Origin of the sequence: Pseudomonas lijiangensis, assembly GCF_018968705.1 — a bacterium.
In the GTDB taxonomy this organism is placed as follows: Bacteria; Pseudomonadota; Gammaproteobacteria; order Pseudomonadales; family Pseudomonadaceae; genus Aquipseudomonas; species Aquipseudomonas lijiangensis.
Genome location: NZ_CP076668.1, coordinates 3961785 through 3980145, shown reverse-complemented (window position 1 = coordinate 3980145; position 18361 = coordinate 3961785). Strand labels below are relative to the sequence as shown.

14 protein-coding genes and 3 tRNA genes are annotated in these 18361 nt (G+C 59.3%); 13 read left to right on the top strand and 4 right to left on the bottom strand.

Going from position 1 to position 18361, the window contains the following annotated elements:
- Positions 1-66: 66 nt before the first annotated feature.
- The 8 genes from KQP88_RS16400 (at position 67) to KQP88_RS16365 (ending at position 6276) form a co-directional block, all read left to right on the top strand.
- Positions 67-654: a CvpA family protein gene (locus KQP88_RS16400; RefSeq protein WP_025260989.1), complete on the top strand. Its 588-nt coding sequence runs from the start codon at positions 67-69 to the stop codon at positions 652-654.
- Between the two features lie 12 nt (positions 655-666).
- Positions 667-2175: an amidophosphoribosyltransferase gene (gene purF / locus KQP88_RS16395; RefSeq protein WP_200992447.1), complete on the top strand. Its 1509-nt coding sequence runs from the start codon at positions 667-669 to the stop codon at positions 2173-2175.
- 19 nt (positions 2176-2194) lie between these two features.
- Positions 2195-3406: an O-succinylhomoserine sulfhydrylase gene (locus KQP88_RS16390; protein WP_117167338.1), complete on the top strand. Its 1212-nt coding sequence runs from the start codon at positions 2195-2197 to the stop codon at positions 3404-3406.
- Between the two features lie 11 nt (positions 3407-3417).
- Positions 3418-4182, top strand: a complete 765-nt coding sequence (locus KQP88_RS16385; protein ID WP_216703626.1) for an SDR family oxidoreductase — start codon at positions 3418-3420, stop codon at positions 4180-4182.
- 237 nt (positions 4183-4419) lie between these two features.
- Entirely contained in the window at positions 4420-5691 is a 1272-nt protein-coding gene (locus KQP88_RS16380; protein ID WP_216703625.1) for a family 16 glycosylhydrolase, read from the top strand.
- Between the two features lie 178 nt (positions 5692-5869).
- Positions 5870-5945 (top strand) — tRNA-Val (locus KQP88_RS16375).
- A 55-nt stretch (positions 5946-6000) separates the two neighbouring features.
- Positions 6001-6077 (top strand) — tRNA-Asp (locus KQP88_RS16370).
- Between the two features lie 122 nt (positions 6078-6199).
- Positions 6200-6276 (top strand) — tRNA-Asp (locus tag KQP88_RS16365).
- 133 nt (positions 6277-6409) lie between these two features.
- On the opposite strand, the gene KQP88_RS16360 is transcribed toward KQP88_RS16365, so the two are convergent.
- Complete coding sequence (locus KQP88_RS16360; RefSeq protein WP_216703624.1) at positions 6410-7288, bottom strand: MBL fold metallo-hydrolase; 879 nt, start codon at positions 7286-7288, stop codon at positions 6410-6412.
- A 106-nt stretch (positions 7289-7394) separates the two neighbouring features.
- Here KQP88_RS16360 and KQP88_RS16355 point away from each other — a divergent pair, with 106 nt between their 5' ends.
- The gene (locus KQP88_RS16355) at positions 7395-8297 is read left to right on the top strand and encodes a LysR family transcriptional regulator (protein ID WP_216703623.1); all 903 of its coding nucleotides are present in this window, start codon (positions 7395-7397) and stop codon (positions 8295-8297) included.
- Between the two features lie 150 nt (positions 8298-8447).
- Positions 8448-9212, top strand: a complete 765-nt coding sequence (locus KQP88_RS16350) for a DUF2242 domain-containing protein (RefSeq protein WP_216703622.1) — start codon at positions 8448-8450, stop codon at positions 9210-9212.
- A 112-nt stretch (positions 9213-9324) separates the two neighbouring features.
- Here KQP88_RS16350 and ilvA read toward each other — a convergent pair whose 3' ends face one another.
- The 3 genes from ilvA to KQP88_RS16335 all read right to left on the bottom strand — a co-directional run bounded on the left by ilvA (position 9325) and on the right by KQP88_RS16335 (position 13542).
- Positions 9325-10848: a threonine ammonia-lyase, biosynthetic gene (gene ilvA, locus KQP88_RS16345; protein WP_407681808.1), complete on the bottom strand. Its 1524-nt coding sequence runs from the start codon at positions 10846-10848 to the stop codon at positions 9325-9327.
- Between the two features lie 424 nt (positions 10849-11272).
- Positions 11273-12394 carry an AraC family transcriptional regulator gene (locus tag KQP88_RS16340; RefSeq protein ID WP_216703621.1) on the bottom strand — a complete coding sequence of 374 codons (1122 nt, stop codon included), beginning with the start codon at positions 12392-12394 and terminating at the stop codon, positions 11273-11275.
- A 2-nt stretch (positions 12395-12396) separates the two neighbouring features.
- Complete coding sequence (locus KQP88_RS16335) at positions 12397-13542, bottom strand: nitrilase-related carbon-nitrogen hydrolase (protein WP_216703620.1); 1146 nt, start codon at positions 13540-13542, stop codon at positions 12397-12399.
- A 201-nt stretch (positions 13543-13743) separates the two neighbouring features.
- Between KQP88_RS16335 and KQP88_RS16330 the strand changes: the two genes are divergently transcribed.
- The 3 genes from KQP88_RS16330 (at position 13744) to KQP88_RS16320 (ending at position 18328) form a co-directional block, all read left to right on the top strand.
- Complete coding sequence (locus KQP88_RS16330; protein WP_216703619.1) at positions 13744-15780, top strand: NADPH-dependent 2,4-dienoyl-CoA reductase; 2037 nt, start codon at positions 13744-13746, stop codon at positions 15778-15780.
- A gap of 200 nt (positions 15781-15980) precedes the next feature.
- On the top strand, positions 15981-16889 hold the full coding sequence (locus KQP88_RS16325) for a 1-aminocyclopropane-1-carboxylate deaminase/D-cysteine desulfhydrase (protein WP_216703618.1): 909 nt from the start codon (positions 15981-15983) through the stop codon (positions 16887-16889).
- Between the two features lie 104 nt (positions 16890-16993).
- On the top strand, positions 16994-18328 hold the full coding sequence (locus KQP88_RS16320) for an MFS transporter (RefSeq protein ID WP_216703617.1): 1335 nt from the start codon (positions 16994-16996) through the stop codon (positions 18326-18328).
- Positions 18329-18361: the final 33 nt, after the last annotated feature.

The following is an 18361-nucleotide window of genomic DNA, read 5'->3' as shown; positions in this document are numbered from 1 at the left end:
TCGCAGCTTACCGGCAGGCGGGCGCTCTGCTAAAATGCGCCGCCTCATCAGTCTGTAGGCTGCACCGTGCCATTTACTCCGGTTGACTGGGCGATTATCGGAATTGTCGCCATTTCCGCTCTGATCAGCATCAAGCGCGGCTTCGTCAAGGAAGCCCTGTCTCTGCTGACCTGGATCATCGCGGGCGTCGTGGCCTGGATGTTCGGTGCGGGGCTGTCCCTCTATCTGGTCAATTACATCGATACACCTTCAGCCCGCGTGATCGCGAGCTGCATCATTCTGTTCGTCGCCACATTGCTGGTAGGCGCCATGGTCAACTTTCTTATCGGCGAACTGATTCGCGTCACCGGGCTTTCCGGGACCGATCGTTTTCTGGGTATGGTCTTCGGCGCTGCGCGCGGAGGGTTGCTTGTCGTGGTAGCGGTCGGGCTGCTGAGCCTCGGCCCTGTACAACAGGATCAATGGTGGCAGGAATCAAGGCTGCTGCCGCAATTTCTCATGGTTGCTGACTGGTCGAAAAACCTGATTCTCGGGATGTCCAGCCAGTGGCTCGCCAGCGGCATCAGCATTCCTGCTGAGCTGCCGTTCAAGGAGCAGATCCTGCCGGCTACCATGCCGCAGGAAGTGCTTGGTAAATCAAGTTCCACTAAGTAGGGGTTGTGTCGCATGTGTGGCATCGTCGGTATCGTCGGTAAGTCGAACGTCAATCAGGCGCTGTATGACGCGCTTACCGTCCTCCAGCACCGCGGCCAGGACGCTGCCGGTATCGTGACCAGTCATGAAGGCCGGTTATTCCTGCGCAAGGACAATGGCCTGGTGCGTGATGTGTTCCATCAGCGCCATATGCAGCGTCTGGTCGGGCACATGGGCATTGGCCATGTGCGTTACCCGACAGCGGGCAGCTCGACTTCGGCCGAAGCTCAGCCGTTCTACGTCAACTCGCCTTACGGCATCACGCTGGCGCACAACGGCAACCTGACCAACGTCGAGCAACTGGCAAAGGAGATTTACGAATCCGACCTGCGCCACGTCAACACCAGCTCCGACTCGGAAGTGCTGCTCAACGTCTTCGCCCATGAACTGGCCGTGCGCGGCAAGTTGCAGCCTACCGAAGAAGATATCTTCGCGGCCGTGACCGACGTGCACAACCGTTGCCGTGGCGGCTATGCCGTGGTGGCGATGATCACCGGTTACGGTATTGTCGGTTTCCGCGACCCTGACGCCATTCGTCCTATCGTGTTCGGCCAGCGTCATACCGACGAAGGCGTCGAGTACATGATCGCCTCCGAAAGCGTTTCCCTGGACGTGCTGGGCTTTACCCTGATTCGCGACCTGGCGCCGGGCGAAGCGGTCTACATCACTGAAGACGGCAAGCTGTTCACCCGTCAGTGTGCGGCCAATCCGAAATATGCCCCGTGCATCTTCGAGCACGTCTATCTGGCGCGCCCGGATTCGATCATCGACGGTATCTCGGTCTACAAGGCGCGTCTGCGCATGGGCGAGAAGCTGGCGGACAAGATCCTGCGCGAGCGTCCGGATCACGATATCGACGTGGTCATCCCGATTCCGGACACCAGCCGCACCGCTGCGCTGGAACTGGCCAACCACCTGGGCGTCAAGTTCCGCGAAGGCTTCGTCAAGAACCGCTACATCGGCCGTACCTTCATCATGCCGGGTCAGGCTGCACGCAAGAAGTCCGTGCGCCAGAAGCTCAACGCCATCGAGCTGGAATTCCGCGGCAAGAACGTGATGCTGGTGGATGACTCCATCGTGCGTGGCACCACCTGCAAGCAGATCATCCAGATGGCTCGCGAAGCCGGTGCCAAGAACGTCTACTTCTGCTCGGCTGCGCCGGCAGTGCGTTACCCCAACGTCTACGGCATCGACATGCCGAGTGCTCACGAACTGATCGCCCACAACCGCTCCACCCAGGACGTTGCCGACCTCATCGGTGCCGACTGGCTGGTCTATCAGGATCTCAATGACCTGATCGAAGCGGTCAGCGGCAGCAAAAAGATCAAGATCGATAACTTCGACTGCTCGGTGTTCGATGGCAAATACGTCACCGGCGACATCGACGAGCATTATCTGAACAGGATCGAGCATGCGCGCAACGACGCTTCCAAGGTAAAAAGCCAGGCAGTGAGCGCTATCATCGATCTGTACAACAACTAATCGAGCAAGGAGTGACGGCATGACTCAGGAATGGGATGCCGGTCGGCTGGACAGCGACCTTGAAGGCGTGGGTTTCGATACCCTCGCCGTACGTGCCGGGCAACATCGCACGCCGGAAAGCGAGCATGGCGATCCGATGTTCTTTACCTCCAGCTACGTATTCCGCACGGCTGCCGATGCAGCCGCGCGTTTTGCGGGCGAGGTGCCGGGTAACGTCTATTCGCGTTACACCAACCCGACAGTGCGTTCCTTCGAGGAACGCATCGCCGCTCTGGAAGGCGCAGAGCAGGCCGTTGCCACGGCAACCGGCATGGCCGCGATTCTGTCGGTGGTCATGAGTCTGTGCAGTGCGGGCGACCATGTACTGGTGTCGCGCAGCGTGTTCGGTTCGACCATCAGCCTGTTCGAGAAGTACTTCAAGCGTTTCGGCATCGAAGTCGATTACGTGCCTCTGGCGGACCTGTCCGGCTGGGATGCGGCAATCAAGAGCAATACGAAGATGCTGTTCGTCGAGTCGCCGTCCAACCCGCTGGCCGAACTGGTGGACATCGCCGCACTGGCAGAAGTCGCCCACGCCAAGGGTGCGCATCTGGTGGTGGATAACTGCTTCTGCACGCCGGCACTGCAACAGCCGTTGCGCCTGGGTGCGGATATCGTCGTGCACTCGGCCACCAAGTTCATCGACGGCCAGGGCCGTTGCATGGGCGGTGTGGTTGCCGGACGCAGTGAGCAGATGAAGGAAGTGGTCGGCTTCCTGCGCACTGCCGGGCCGACGCTGAGCCCGTTCAACGCCTGGATTTTCCTCAAGGGCCTCGAAACCCTGAGCCTGCGCATGCGCGCTCATTGCGCCAATGCCCAGGCCGTTGCCGAGTGGCTGGAGCAGCAGGATGGCATCGAGAAGGTTCACTACGCCGGACTCAAGAGCCATCCGCAACATGAGTTGGCCCAGCGCCAGCAAAAGGGGTTCGGGGCGGTGGTGAGTTTCGAGGTCAAGGGTGGCAAGGAAGGCGCATGGCGTTTCATCGATGCCACTCGCCTGATTTCCATCACTGCCAACCTGGGTGACAGCAAGACCACAATCACTCATCCGGCTACCACGTCCCACGGTCGCCTGACGCCTCAAGAGCGTGAGTCGGCCGGCATTCGTGACAGCCTGATCCGGGTTGCGGTCGGCCTGGAAGACGTTGCAGACCTTCAGGCTGACCTGGCACGCGGTCTGGCGGCGTTGTGAGCGATTGGGCGATGAAATTCGCCAGCACCAACAACGGCCGTGTGGCTCTGGTGACTGGAGCGGCACGCGGGATCGGCCTGGGCATCGCTGCCTGGCTGATCACCGAGGGCTGGCAGGTGGTGCTGGCTGACCTTGATCGTGCTCGTGGCGCAAAAGTGGCTGGTGTGCTGGGTGACAATGCCCTGTTCATTGCCATGGACGTTGCCAGCGAGGATCAGGTCGCCGCAGGTGTGGCCGAAGTGCTCAGGCGCTTTGGTCGCCTTGATGCGCTGGTGTGCAATGCGGCCGTTGCCGATCCCCATAACACCACTCTCGAAAGCCTCGATCTGGCTCACTGGAATCGAGTGCTGGGCGTCAACCTCAGCGGTCCGATGCTGCTGGCCAAGCATTGTGCGCCATATCTGCGCGCTCATTGCGGCAGCATCGTCAATCTGAGCTCGACCCGTGCCAGACAATCCGAACCCGATACCGAGGCCTACGCGGCGAGCAAGGGCGGCCTGCTGGCCCTGACTCATGCGCTGGCCATCAGTCTCGGTCCGGAGATTCGCGTCAACGCCGTGAGTCCTGGCTGGATCGATGCGCGGGATCCTTCCCAGCGTCGTGCCGAGCCGCTGTCCGAGAGCGATCACGCACAGCATCCGGCGGGCAGGGTAGGGACCGTGGACGATGTTGCTGCCATGGTGGCGTGGCTGCTTTCCAGAAATGCCGGGTTTGTCACCGGGCAGGAATTCGTGGTCGATGGCGGCATGACCCGAAAGATGATTTACGCCGACTGAGTCCCGGTTGCCGCGGTTCGCAACCAGCGCTCACGGCTGCCGTTTGTCCTGAATGCGTTGAAGACCATTGTTGCTCGGAGCAGCATCGGTGCAGGGGCGAAGACTCGTTTGCTGTACTGCGAGGAATGGCATTCCCCGGAGTTGTCGATTTACCGGTAGTTGATACACCGTCTGAACGGTGAACGACGAATAGTTGAATGGACTCACGTACGGTGAATAACAATGGAAATGTCAATCATGGCAAGCCTCAGAGCGCTATCTCTAGCGGTACTGAGTGCAATGCTCAGCCCTTGCTTCGCAATATCTCCAGATGCCCAGGCACTACAGGACCAGGATGCCAGTGATGCACCTGCACCCGCGCAGATCGAGTTTCCGGATCGGGTCAGGACCGGGCTCGTCAACGAACGGGCCGGGTCCAGGTTGTGCATGGACCTGTCCGCCAATAACCAGGTCGTGATTTTCAATCCCTGCGATCAATCGGTCAGGCAGGCCTGGATCATCGAAAAGCAAGTGGGTGAGCTCAGCACGATCAAGAACGAAGGCGCCGGCGATAACCTGTGTCTGTTCAGCTCGGTCGATGCCAGTGTCGTCAACATGACTGCCTGTAACAGCGAGAACTACACCTCGCACGTCTACTGGACCCGGATACTAAGGCCCTCCGGGATGTATTCATTGGTCAGTAAAGTGCAGAACGACTACGGCCGACCCGGCGAGCTGGCCCTGCGCGCCGACAACAGTTTGACCGTTACAGACCCGGACGCAGTATCGGGAACGTGGAGCTGGCAACTCAATGGTCGGTTACCTGAGGGTGTCGCTTCAACGCCGATATTTGCTGACGAGTTCGAAGGCGATCAACTGGATAGCGCCAAATGGAGTCATCGGTTACCGGGCATTCGCAACAACTGCAAGAATGTTCCGGAAACGGTCAGTGTCAGGTCAGGGTATCTCACCATCAAAACCTACAGTGGGCTGAGCAACGGGATACTTCAGAATTACTGCGGCATGATTTCCACGGCTGACACTTTCCTTGCCAGCCAGGGTTACTGGGAAGCGTCGGTCCGGTTCAAACGGGCTTTCGGTGTGCAGGTTGCTTTCTGGGTTCAAGCCCCAGCCATGGAAGTGGGCTATCCGGAGAAGGGCGTTGAGATTGACGTCTTCGAGCATTTGTCTGGTGCAGAAAGTAAAAACTATAACCATGCCATCCACTGGGATCTCTACGGGGAGCATCACAAGTCTTGGGCCTGGGCCGGGTTACTGGATAGTCTGGATGACGGGAAGTTTCACAGGTTTGGCGTGTTGTGGGGCAGGGATCGATATGAATTCTATGTGGATGGGGTAATGACGAAAACGGTGCCGCCTTCGGTCGCGCCGATTTCATTGGGTGACGAAATAGTCATCCTGAGTTCCGAAGTGCCCAGGCAGTTCCCTCCCGAGGGGTTCGGTGACCAGTACAGCGCCCAGACCGATTTCGACGTCGACTATGTCAGGGTTTATCCATTGAGCGACTGACCGCCTCAATGGATTCGCGAAAGGTTCTTCACAAATCAGACAAGAGTCGGCTCTCTCATTCCCCGGCCCAACCTCGGAGACTGAATCCCCCCAATTTTAAGTTTTTTGGAAAAAATTCAATGGGGGTATTGACTTAGGTACGGTAGGTGCGTAAATTTCGCGGCCTCAGCGAAGCAAAGGGTGATTAGCTCAGCCGGGAGAGCATCTGCCTTACAAGCAGAGGGTCGGCGGTTCGATCCCGTCATCACCCACCATCGTTGAGTCTGGAAGCTGTTTCACGAGGGCTTTCAGGATTGAAGCAACACATGCGCAGCGGTAGTTCAGTCGGTTAGAATACCGGCCTGTCACGCCGGGGGTCGCGGGTTCGAGTCCCGTCCGCTGCGCCATATTATCCAGATCCGGTTTTCCGGGTTTGGGATTGAGGAGCCAGAAGGTTGTTCAATCAGGCAGTGATTCAAACTACCGAAAGTTTGTTTCAGGTCGATTAAAAGAGTTTCACAAGCGATACGCAGCGGTAGTTCAGTCGGTTAGAATACCGGCCTGTCACGCCGGGGGTCGCGGGTTCGAGTCCCGTCCGCTGCGCCATACAAAGCTTCAAGGCCTTGAACTCCTTGAAGCAAAAAAGAAAGCGACCTTAACCGGTCGCTTTTTTTTGCCTGCGATTCATGCAAAAAAAGCTGCGCTCATGACAAGCGCAGCCTGATCATTCAACCCTTGCTCACCACTTCATTTCGCCCTTGGCCACCTTGGCACTCAGCTCCAGTGAGGACTCTTCACCCAGTTTCGGGTAATGAGCTTTCATGGCCTTGATCAGTGCTGCCGAATCCTTGGCCTTGGCGGTTTCGGCATCGAAGGTCTTGATGTAGTTCGTGGTGAAGGCGGGCGCCTGTTCCGATTTCAGTTCGCCACTCAGGAAATGACCGGGAACGATGGTCACAGGCTTGAGTTTCTCGATGGTGGCCAGGGTTGCCAGCCAGTCCTGATGAGATTTTGTGCTCTGGGTATCCGCCATCCACACATGGATATTGTTGGCCAGTACCACGCCGCCGATCACTGCCTTGATGGAGGGCACCCACACGAACGTCCGGTCAGGTTGAGGGCCGTCAAGGCCGACGATCTGCAGGTCCTGGCCTTCAAGCTTCAGATGGTTGCCCTGAATGACTTCAGGAACGATGAGTTTGCTTGGTGCGCCATCGCCTAGCTTGGGTCCCCAGTAGGCCAGCTTGCCCTCCATGGTTTCCTTGATGTGAGCGACGGTTTCGGCGCTGGCCACGACCTTGGCCTTTGGGTAGGCCTCGGTGATGGTTTGCAGGCCGAAGTAATAATCCGGGTCGCCATGGCTGATGTAGATGGTGGTAAGGTTTTTGCCGCTCTTGCGGATCTTCTCCACGACCTGTTCGGCCTGAGGTTTGCCAAACTGCGCGTCCACCAGGATTGCATCTTTCTCGGCAGTGACCAGCACCGATGACACCGGGAAGATGGCCTCGGCTCCTGGGTTGTAGACATCCAGCTTCAACGGCTGGGCCGCCAGGCTGGTGCCGGCGAAGCCGAGCAGGGCGATACTGGCAACAAAGCGTCGTGCAAATAGCGGTAGCATGAAAATCTCCATCCGGGCTGTATTGAAAGAAGCCCAGATTAGTTGAGATTTATAGCCTGAAAAACGCTAGATTAGGCCCATGTTTGTTGCGTAAACCGGTCGAATAATGGACAAGTTACAGGCCATGCAGGCTTTCGTCACAGTCGTAGACTGCGGCAGTCAGACAACAGCGGCGGACAAGCTCGGTCTTTCACGGCCGGTTATCTCCCGATTACTCGCCGAGCTTGAAGAGTGGACCGGTGCGCGGCTGATGCACCGCACGACCAGACGCCTGAACCTGACCGCAGCGGGTGCCGAGGTTCTGCCGCTGTGTCGGCGCATGCTCGACCTGGCAGACGACATGCGCGCTGTCGTGGCCGCGCCCGAGAGTGAGCCCAAAGGCTTGCTGCGTATTACCTCCAGCACCTCGTTTGGTCAGTCCCAGCTCACCCAGGCCGTCACCGAATTTGTGGGGCGCTACTCCCAGGTGCGCATCGACATGGTGTTGCTAGATCGCACAGTGAATCTGGTGGACGAAGGGCTGGATCTGGCGATTCGCATCACCAACGACCTGGACCCCAACCTGATTGCCCGCCGCCTGACGACCTGCCGGTCGGTGGTCTGTGCTTCGCCTGCTTATCTGGAAGAGCATTCGATCCCCGACAGCCTTGAAGACCTGGCCCTGCATAACTGCCTGACCCATACCTATCACAGCAGCAGCCTCTGGCATTTCACCCGCAAGGGCGTACCCCATAGCGTGGCAGTGAAGGGCAACCTCAGCACCAATGATTCCATCACCACTCTGCAGGCGGCCCTTTGCGGGGCGGGCATTGCACTGCTGCCCACCTACCTGGCCGCGCCGCTCATCAAGAGTGGTCGTCTGGTGCCGCTGCTGATCCGCTACCAGCCCATGGAGCTGAGCATTCATGCGGTCTATACCTCACGCAAACATATGTCATCGGCCTTGCGGGCGCTGCTGGACTTCCTGGCCGAACGTTTTGCGCCTGAACCGGTATGGGATCTGGCTTGAGGGGGGCTCGCAAAGCCTCGACACGAAAATTTCGCCATTTGTATCAGCATCTTTTCACTGTCTGCGTTGATCCTGTGCTGGCCTTGTTGCAGACTTACCGACGTTTTCCCGCTACAGCCCTGCTGACAGCTATCTTCCCCAGGATTCTCGATGTTTAAGTTACTGAACCTTCGTACCGCCTGCTGGACGTCCGTCCTGCTGGTCATGGCTGGCTGTTCGTCGCCCAAGCAGGCTGTTTACGATCACGAGCATTTCGATGACGCAGGGACTTTTTCCAGAAGTTATCCGGCTAGTGATGATTCGTCCTGTGAAGCGGGGCGGCGTGCATTGCTGAGTCAGGGCTACATCATCACCAGCAACGACCCGAAAATGATCAGCGGGCGCAAGAGCTTCCAGCAGACGGGCGAGACGCATATCGAGATCAGTTTCAACCTGGTTTGCGCAGCCGATGTAGGAGGTGCTGGCTCGACCATGTTCGCCAACGCCCTGCAGGACCGTTATGCACTGAAGAAGACCAATAACTCCGCCAGTCTGGGTGTCGGTGTGCTGGGTTCGGTATCGATGCCGATCGGCTCGACCGACGACTCCATGGTCAAGGTTGCCAGCGAGACCGTTGCTTCGGCCAAGTTCTATGAGCGCTTCTTCGCGCTGGTGGAAAACTTCCTGCCTCCGGAAGTGAAGCAGGCTGCGCATATCGTCGAGAAGCCCAAGACTGACCTGGGTGTGCCTGAGGCTGCACCGGCTCCAGCGCAGGCCCCGACTCCAGCACCTGCTTCCCTGGCGCCCCAGCCGGTTGAGGAAGCGCCGAAGGCTGACGTGGTGCCGGAGTCTCCAGCGACGCCTGTCAGCAGCGAACCTGTTGCTGCACCTGTGGAGCCTGCGACTTTCAGCGCAGAGCCTGTTGAAGAGCAGTAGCGAGCAGCGCCAACTGTGTGGGAGCGAATTCATTCGCGATGACATCATTGAAGGCGATACATGCTCTTCGGATGTATGGCTTTTCGCGAATGAATTCGCTCCTACAGATTGCCTACCCCAGAAACAGCTTATAAGCCGGATTCTGGCTCTCATCCCAATACGGATAGCCAATCTCGTCCAGCGCTGCGCCCACCAGATGTCGTTCTTCTTCCGGCACCACCAGCCCGGCCACCACGCGGCCATCGGCGGCGCCGTGGTTGCGGTAGTGGAACATGGAGATGGTCCAGCGCCCGCCCAGCTTGTTCAGGAAGTTGAACAGCGCACCCGGCCGCTCCGGAAACTCGAAGCGCAGCACCACTTCATCGCTGACCCGCTCGGCATGGCCACCGACCATATGCCGAATATGCAGCTTGGCCAGTTCGTTGTCGGTCAGGTCCAGCACCGGGAACCCTTGCTCCGTCAGGCTTGAAATCAAGGCGCTGCGCGGGTCGTTGTCCGGGTGGGTCTGTACGCCGACGAAGATATGGGCCTCGCGGTCGGTGTGGTAGCGGTAGTTGAATTCAGTGATCTGGCGCTTGCCGATGGCCTGGCAGAAGGCCTTGAAGCTGCCCGGCTGCTCGGGAATGGTCACGGCGATGATGGCTTCGCGACCTTCACCCAACTCGGCGCGCTCGGCCACATGGCGCAGGCGGTCGAAGTTGACGTTGGCACCGGAATCGATGGCCACCAGGGTCTGGCCGCTGATGCCACGTTGCTCTACATACTTCTTGATCCCGGCCACGCCCAGCGCACCGGCGGGTTCGGTGATGGAGCGGGTGTCGTCGTAGATGTCCTTGATGGCCGCGCAGATTTCATCGGTGCTGACGGTGATGACTTCATCGACGTAGTGACGGCAGACCTCGAAGGTGTGATGGCCGATCTGCGCCACTGCCACGCCATCGGCAAACAGCCCGACCTGATTCAACACCACCCGCTCACCCGCCGCCATGGCGGCTTGCAGGCAGTTGGAGTCGTCCGGCTCGACACCAATGACCTTGATATCCGGGCGCAGGTATTTGACGTAGGCCGCGATGCCCGCAATCAGGCCGCCACCGCCCACCGGAACGAAAATGGCATCCAGCTGGCCCGGTTGCTGGCGCAGGATTTCCATGGCCACCGTGCCTTGTCCGGCAATGGTGTCAGGGTCATCGTAAGGATGGATGTAAACAAAACCTTGCTCGTCCACCAGCTTGAGGGAGTAAGCCAAAGCTTCCGGGAAGGAGTCGCCATGCAGCACCACCTGGGCGCCCCGGGAGCGGACGCCTTCGACCTTGATTTCGGGCGTCGTCTTGGGCATGACGATAGTGGCCTTGATGCCCAACACCTTGGCTGCCAGCGCCAGGCCTTGGGCATGGTTGCCTGCCGAAGCCGTCACCACGCCACGGCTCAGTTCCTCAGCGCTCAGTTGCGCCAGTTTGTTATAGGCGCCGCGAATCTTGAAAGAGAACACCGGTTGCAGGTCTTCGCGCTTGAGCAATATCTGGTTGGCCAGCCGCTCGGAAAGCTGGCGGGCGCCCTGCAGCGGGGTTTCGACAGCGACGTCATAGACGCGGGAAGTGAGGATCTTGCGGGCGTAGTGGTTGAGCAGATCGGTCATCGCGTCAACCCCTTGGACAAGGGCAGGATGATCAGCTTCGAAAGCAGGCGAGGCGCGATAGAGCGATGGATGATGATCATGTCTGACTCCTGGTGCTGAAAGTGGCCCGGGAGACAGAAGAAACCCGCCTCCAGGGCGGGTTTTTTGCAAACGTCGGCTAACCCGCCATGACTGGAATGACGGTAATAATAATCTGGCCGAAGTTTTGCTTTATTGCGTTCATGAGCCGGAGGTTATGGCGGGAGGTGCTGCCAAGTCAAGAGTGAATTGAGTGCGCTAAATTCTTCTGAGCAGGGCTCGTATTTTTATAAGGCGTAACATTTTTATTCACATTGGCACTTTACTGTGGTGGCTGTGGTCAGTTATTTCAGTGTTTCCACCCCTGTAATCAATCACGCAAAAGGACTTAAACGATGGACGAATATCAAGAAGAACTGCTGGAATCCCGCGCCTTTGAACTGGACCCGCTGGAGCCCTCCGACGACGCTACCGAACTGTGAGGGGGGCATGCGCTTTGACGCTGGCTGCGGCGAAACTCTCCCGGAGTCTGGCTGTTCCAGCGTTTGAAGGCGCGTTGAAAGGCTTCGGCCGAGGCAAAACCCAATAGATACGCGATCTCGCCGAACGCCAGTTCAGTGTCGCGGATGTAAGTCATCGCCAGATCACGGCGTGTGTCATTGAGGATGGTGCGAAAGCGGGTGCCTTCATCGGCCAGTTTTCGGCGTAGCGTCCAGGTCGGCAGCTTGAGCCGTGCTGCGATTTCCTCCAGATCCGGTTCCCTTCCACCGTTCAATAACGGTCCCAACAACTGAATGATGCGCTCACGCAGGCTGCGGGTGCGGGTCAGCTGTTCCAGTTCCCTTTCACACAATTGCAGCAAATGTTGCCATGTGCTCGGACAATGGTCGGGATTGCGCAGCGCCAGGCTGGCCTGATCCAGACGCAATTGGTTGGTCGCCGCGCCAAAGATCACCGGGTTGTCGCTCATGAAGCTGTAATCGGCGGCGTAGTCGGGCGCTTCGAATTCGATCTCGACCCGCTGAGCGCGCAAGGGGTTGGCGGCCAGGGCAGACAGGTTGCTGATCCAGGCACAGAGGATCGAGTCCACCACGAAGCGGTTATAAGCGTTGTAAGGGCTGATGGAGTAGAAGCGCAGCCAGGCACCTTCTGCATCTTCATGAAAGCTGGACTGACCACGATAGTTGGAGCCATACAGCGCCTCGAAACGGCTCAGGACCCGCGCCGCTTCCCGCACATTCGGTGCTTGGGCTGCCGTGACGCCCGCCAGCCCGAGCTGACTGAGGCGACTCAGTTGCCCCATGCGCAAACCCAGTCCCGGTTGCCCGGTGAGCTGGATGGCCGCATACCCGAGGCGCATATAACGCGGGATCGACAGGCGTGCGCCGGCTTCGCTCAGACGCGCCGTGTCCAGGCCGTATTGCTCCAGAAGCGGGGCGGGATCATGGCCGAAACTGCGCACGGCATCTCCCAGGCTCTGGATAAAGCCAACTGACAGATCACCGAGGCGCAGCGTCAAGTCAGGCATGTTCAGAGCCAGATATTGATCAGGCGGGCACCGCTCATGGCGCTGTTTTCCACCGGTTGCTCGTCAATGATCTGCCCGTTGTCGCTGGCAAAGCCTTGCCCGGAGCTGCCCTGATTCCAGAACTGCCCATGCAGGAACACGCTGATTCCGGCCCGGGCGTTACTGTCAGGTTTGCGACCGGTCAGGGTCAACTGGTGCCAAGCCTCGCTTTCGCTGATTGCTCCGGGCTTGAGGTCGGTGCCAGGATTTTCACTCTTGTCCCGCAAGCCGCGCCATGAACCGGCCCAACTGCTTTTGCCGGGTACGAAGGCGGGCACCGCAATCAGCTCGGCGCCACTTTCATTCAGGCGTGCGTAATTGGAGGGATACCAGCTGTCACTGCCGATCAGCACGGCCAGACGACCTGTCGGCGTGTCGATGACGTTCAGTGGCGCATGGCTTTGTGTTTCGACGTAATCGTGCTGATAGTGGCTCGCAAACAATTGGCGTTGAGGCTGGCCTAGCGGCAGGCCGTCGCTGCCAAAGACCAGGCTGCTGTTGTACAGATCGCCACTGCCGATGCGCAGTTGACCCTCTTCGACACGGGGCTCCGGCAACACGATGCTGCCTGCCACTAGGGTGACGCCGAACTCCCTGGCCAGACCGCCGAACAGGGTTTGATAGTTCTGCGCCATGCTGCTGGCCTTCATACGCAGATAGGTATCCTCCAGCCGGTTCTCGCCGGTGGCCTGGACGAAAGCCTTGATGAATTGCAGCGGGTTGCTCCAGGGCAGCCAGCTCATGGCGTCATCCCGTTCGCTTGCCTGGAAGAGTTCGTTCTTCTCACCGGACACGAACAGCCAGGTGCCCACATGCTCCGGCAGAATCACAATGGTCCGGGCATTGATCAGGCCCAGTTCGCGTGCATGTTGCAGATAGGCCGCCAGCTTGCGGTGCAGGCGTTGGGGGTTCTGGTAGTCGGTGGGAAACAGCTCGGGTTCGATCCCCAGCAGATTGCCGCGCTCGCCCGGCTGGCCTTCGTTGATGGCCAGATGAATGCGCAGGTCGGACAGGTAATGTCCCTGCGGGCGTTGCTGGGTCCAGAGGCCATAACTGACCAGCGCGGCCATGCTCGCCAGGATGAGGCAGATGCCGAAGAATTTACGCATAAAAGGCTATCAAGGTCCGATCAATATAGGACACTAGCCTGCCTGCACGTTTGGATCAATAACTTGTCACTTTCGGTCATTGAGCGAGGCGGGGCGCCTCTTTACTGTTGTGTCATGAACGGGCCGCACAATGAGCCTGCACTACAACAAGAAGGTACACAGATGCCTTCGTTTTTCGTGATGAAACCGATGGAGCGCCCCATGACCGCCACGAGCTATCCGCACCTGCTGGCCCCGCTGGACCTGGGTTTCACGACCCTGCGCAACAGGACCCTGATGGGCTCCATGCATACCGGCCTTGAAGAAAGGCCCGGAGGTTTCGAGCGCATGGCGGTGTACTTCGCCGAGCGGGCCCGAGGTGGCGTAGGGCTGATGGTCACCGGCGGTATCGCGCCTAACAAGGAAGGCGGTGTCTACAAGGGCGCAGCCAAACTGACCACGCCCGAAGAGGCCGAGCAGCATCGCGTCGTCACTGAGGCGGTGCATGAGGCCGGTGGCAAGATCTGCCTGCAGATCCTGCATGCCGGGCGCTACGCCTACAGCCCCGAGCAAGTTGCTCCCAGCGCCATCCAGGCACCGATCAACCCCTTCACGCCGCGAGAGCTGGACGAGGAGGGCATCGAAAAGCAGATCCGTGATTTCGTCACCTGCTCGACGCTGGCCCAGAGCGCTGGCTACGATGGCGTTGAAGTGATGGGCTCCGAAGGCTATTTCATCAACCAGTTCCTGGTCGCGCAGACCAACCACCGCACCGACCGTTGGGGCGGCAGCTACGAAAACCGCATGCGCCTGCCCGTGGAAATCGTGCGTCGGGTGCGTGAAGCAGTCGGCCCCGAGTTCATCATCATCTTCCGCCTTTCGATGCTGGATCTGGTGGACGGCGGCAGTACCTGGGAAGAAATCGTGACCCTGGCCAAGGCCATCGAGCAGGCCGGTGCGACCATCATCAACACCGGGATTGGCTGGCATGAAGCACGTATCCCGACCATCGCGACCAAAGTGCCGCGTGGTGCCTTCAGCAAGGTCACGGCCAAGCTGCGCGGCGCCGTGAAGATCCCGCTGATCACCACCAACCGCATCAATATGCCTGAAATCGCCGAGCAGATCCTCAGCGAAGGCGATGCCGACATGGTGTCCATGGCCCGGCCGTTTCTGGCGGACCCGGAGTTCGTCAACAAGGCTGCGGCTGGCCGTGCCGAGGAGATCAATACCTGCATCGGCTGCAACCAGGCCTGCCTGGACCATACTTTTAGCGGCAAACTCACCAGTTGTCTGGTCAACCCCCGTGCCTGCCATGAAACCGAACTCAATTACCTGCCGGTGCGGCAGGTCAAGAAAGTTGCAGTGGTGGGCGCTGGGCCTGCCGGCCTTGCTGCAGCCAGCGTGGCGGCAGAGCGCGGGCATCAGGTGACGCTGTTCGATTCGGCCAGTGAAATCGGCGGCCAGTTCAATATCGCCAAGCGCATACCGGGCAAGGAGGAGTTCTATGAAACCTTGCGCTACTTCAGGCACAAGCTGAAAAACACCGGTGTCGAGTTGCGTCTTGAAACACGTGTTGCCGTGCAGGATCTGCTGGATGGCGGTTTCGACGAAGTGCTGTTGGCCACCGGTATCGTGCCTCGCAAACCTGCTATTCCCGGGATCGATCACCCGAAGGTGCTGAGCTATCTGGACGTGATCCTGCAACGCAAACCCGTGGGCCATAGCGTGGCAGTGATCGGCGCAGGCGGGATCGGCTTCGATGTGTCGGAGTTTCTGGTCCATCAGGGCGTCTCCACCAGCCAGGATCGTGACGCCTTCTGGAAAGAGTGGGGCATCGACACCAGCCTGCGGGCGCGTGGCGGTGTGGCCGGCATCAAGGCCGAGGTCCATGCCCCGGCGCGTCAGGTCTTCCTGTTGCAGCGCAAGGACACCAAGGTCGGCGATGGCCTGGGCAAGACCACCGGCTGGATTCATCGTACCGGTCTGAAGAACAAGCAGGTGCAGATGCTCAACAGCGTGCAGTACCTGAAAATCGACGATGCCGGCCTGCATATCCGCATTGGCGAAGGCGAAGAGAAACTGCTGCCGGTGGACAACATCGTCATCTGCGCCGGCCAGGACCCGTTGCGCGAACTGTATGACGGCCTGGTCGCGGCAGGGCAGAGCGTCCACCTGATCGGCGGCGCAGATGTTGCTGCCGAGCTGGATGCCAAGCGGGCGATTGATCAGGGTTCCAGGTTGGCTGCTGAATTGTAGGTAACAATGAATTCGCTTACTGACTAATGCCGATCAGTCAAGGCACAAACAACACTTGTGGGAGGCAGCTTGCTGGCGAAAAAGGCCTGAAACCGGCAGATATTCTGCGTCGTACGCTGAAGTCGCCAGCAAGCTGCCTCCCACAAAGTAATTCATGACCTTAACTGATCAGCATTACTCCTACTGATACACTGCGCTCCATGATCCATGACGCACTTGCCTGGCAACCCATAGCCCCTCTCGAACGCCTTGAACTGCCCTGGTTGAAACAGGCAGCCATCGAAGTCGCAATTCTGCGGCTGGACCTGATCGACCCTCTCATCAGCGGCAACAAGTGGTTCAAGCTCACCGAGCATCTGACCTACGCGGTTCAGCGGGGTGCGGCGGGTGTTGTCAGCCTTGGGGGGGCTCATTCCAATCATTTGCATGCGATAGCGGCGGCGGGCAGGCGTTTTGGTTTTCCCACGGTGGGCCTGTTGCGCGGTCATGAGCAGCAGACGCCTACGGTGCTTGATCTGCACGCTTTCGGCATGCAATTGCACTGGCTGGGTTATGGCGGTTATCGCGCCCGGCATGAGGAGGGCTTCTGGTCGCCCTGGCTGGCGCAGTATCCCGAGCTGTATCCGATCCCGGAAGGTGGTGGCGGCATGCCCGGTGCGCTGGGCTGTGCCCGATTGCTGGATTTGATAAAGCAGCCGTTGCAGTCACTGGGCTGGGACGATTATCACGGTTGGTGGCTGGCGGCGGGTACCGGAACCACGCTGGCCGGGTTGGTGTTGGCGGAGGCGGGTGCTCACCCGGTCTATGGCGCGCTGGCGGTGCCGGATGATCATGGGGTCGCCCGGAATGTGGAAGCTCTGGTGGGCTCGTCTTCGGATTATCAATTGCTGGATGCCAGTCGCGGCGGGTTTGCGAAAACCGATGCGCATCTGCTGGCGTTTATCGCCGCCAGTGAAGCGCAAAGTGGTATCCCGCTGGAACCGCTCTACACCGGCAAAGCACTGCTGGCCCTGCACCATGAAGTGGCAGCCGGACGCTTCATTCCGGGCACTCGCCTGATTTTCGTTCACACCGGCGGCCTGCAAGGTCGGCGGGCAATGATGTCCTGAGGTCGGGCGTCGTCCCTGACTATGTGGATGACACTTTCAGAGTAAAGCCTTCCATTCACTGTCCTGATAATCGGTCCATTCCCCCATCAATGGCCGAGGTCAGCATGACAACCACCGTCGTAGAGCAGGTCGATCCTGCGACTCTGAGAAAGGTCATCGTGGCAGCCGCGCTGGGTAACTTTGTCGAATGGTTCGACTTTGCAGTCTATGGCTTTCTCGCGACCACCATCGCGTTGCAATTCTTCCCAAGTACCGACACCAGTGCAGCGCTGCTGAAAACCTTTGCGGTCTTTGCCGTCGCCTTTGCCTTCCGGCCTCTGGGCGGGATTTTCTTTGGCATGCTGGGTGACAAAATCGGTCGCAAGCGCACGCTTGCCATCACCATTCTGTTGATGGCGGGTGCCACGACCCTGATTGGTCTGTTGCCCACTTATGCCGCCATCGGCGTGACCGCTCCGATTCTGTTGACCATCATTCGCTGCGCCCAGGGTTTTTCGGCGGGTGGTGAATATGCTGGCGCATGCGCCTACCTGATGGAGCACGCGCCTCAGGACCAGCGTGCCTGGTACGGCAGCTTTCTGCCGGTTTCGACCTTTTCGGCCTTTGCTGCCGCAGCCGTGGTGGCCTATGCGCTGGAGGCGTCGCTGTCGGCGGAAACCATGGGCAGTTGGGGCTGGCGCCTGCCGTTTCTGATCGCGGCACCGCTGGGACTGATCGGTGTGTACCTGCGCTGGAGGCTGGACGAAACCCCGGCATTCCAGGCGGTGGCACAGGAACATGCGGTAGCCCATTCGCCCCTCAGGGAAACCCTGCGCAACCATGGCGGGGCCATTTGCTGCCTGGGGGCGTTCATTTCCCTGACGGCGCTGTCGTTCTATATGTTCACCACGTACTTCGCCACCTATCTGCAAGTGGCCGGTGGCTTGAGCCGGGCCACGGCGTTGCTGGTGTCGCTGATTGCCTTGCTGTTCGCGGCCGCGATCTGTCCGCTGGCGGGTGCTTATTCCGACAAGGTCGGGCGACGCGCAACGGTGGTCACGGCCTGTGTCCTGCTGATGCTGGTGGTGTTTCCGTCTTTCCTGATGGCCAGTTCGGGATCGTTCGCGGCTTCGATTTTCGGGGTAATGCTGTTGGCTGTCGGCGCGGTATTGTGTGGCGTCGTCACGGCGGCGCTGCTTTCGGAAACCTTCCCGACCCGTACCCGCTACACGGCCTCGGCCATCACGTACAACATGGCTTACACCCTGTTCGGTGGCACGGCGCCGCTGGTGGCGACCTGGTTGATCAGCACGACCGGCAGCAACCTGTCGCCAGCCTTTTATCTGATTGCCGTGGCGGCTCTGGCATTGGTGGGTGGCTTGGCGTTACCAGAGACTTCGAAGATTTCCCTGCATGACGTGGCTGGGCATCGAGAAACGGGCGACCTGGTTCACGAATGAACTCACTGCTGTCTGGAGTTCATTAAGCTCATC

Bases quoted from the DNA above. Each gene is read 5' to 3' on its own strand.
- KQP88_RS16390 (WP_117167338.1), top strand. From the start codon at position 2,195: ATGACTCAGGAATGGGATGCCGGTCGGCTGGACAGCGACCTTGAAGGC.
- KQP88_RS16330 (WP_216703619.1), top strand. From the start codon at position 13,744: ATGACCGCCACGAGCTATCCGCACCTGCTGGCCCCGCTGGACCTGGGT.
- ilvA (WP_407681808.1), bottom strand. From the start codon at position 10,848: ATGACCGATCTGCTCAACCACTACGCCCGCAAGATCCTCACTTCCCGC.
- purF (WP_200992447.1), top strand. From the start codon at position 667: ATGTGTGGCATCGTCGGTATCGTCGGTAAGTCGAACGTCAATCAGGCG.
- KQP88_RS16380 (WP_216703625.1), top strand. From the start codon at position 4,420: ATGGCAAGCCTCAGAGCGCTATCTCTAGCGGTACTGAGTGCAATGCTC.
- KQP88_RS16350 (WP_216703622.1), top strand. From the start codon at position 8,448: ATGTTTAAGTTACTGAACCTTCGTACCGCCTGCTGGACGTCCGTCCTG.
- KQP88_RS16335 (WP_216703620.1), bottom strand. From the start codon at position 13,542: ATGCGTAAATTCTTCGGCATCTGCCTCATCCTGGCGAGCATGGCCGCG.
- KQP88_RS16385 (WP_216703626.1), top strand. From the start codon at position 3,418: ATGAAATTCGCCAGCACCAACAACGGCCGTGTGGCTCTGGTGACTGGA.
- KQP88_RS16340 (WP_216703621.1), bottom strand. From the start codon at position 12,394: ATGCCTGACTTGACGCTGCGCCTCGGTGATCTGTCAGTTGGCTTTATC.
- KQP88_RS16360 (WP_216703624.1), bottom strand. From the start codon at position 7,288: ATGCTACCGCTATTTGCACGACGCTTTGTTGCCAGTATCGCCCTGCTC.
- KQP88_RS16320 (WP_216703617.1), top strand. From the start codon at position 16,994: ATGACAACCACCGTCGTAGAGCAGGTCGATCCTGCGACTCTGAGAAAG.
- KQP88_RS16355 (WP_216703623.1), top strand. From the start codon at position 7,395: ATGGACAAGTTACAGGCCATGCAGGCTTTCGTCACAGTCGTAGACTGC.
- KQP88_RS16325 (WP_216703618.1), top strand. From the start codon at position 15,981: ATGATCCATGACGCACTTGCCTGGCAACCCATAGCCCCTCTCGAACGC.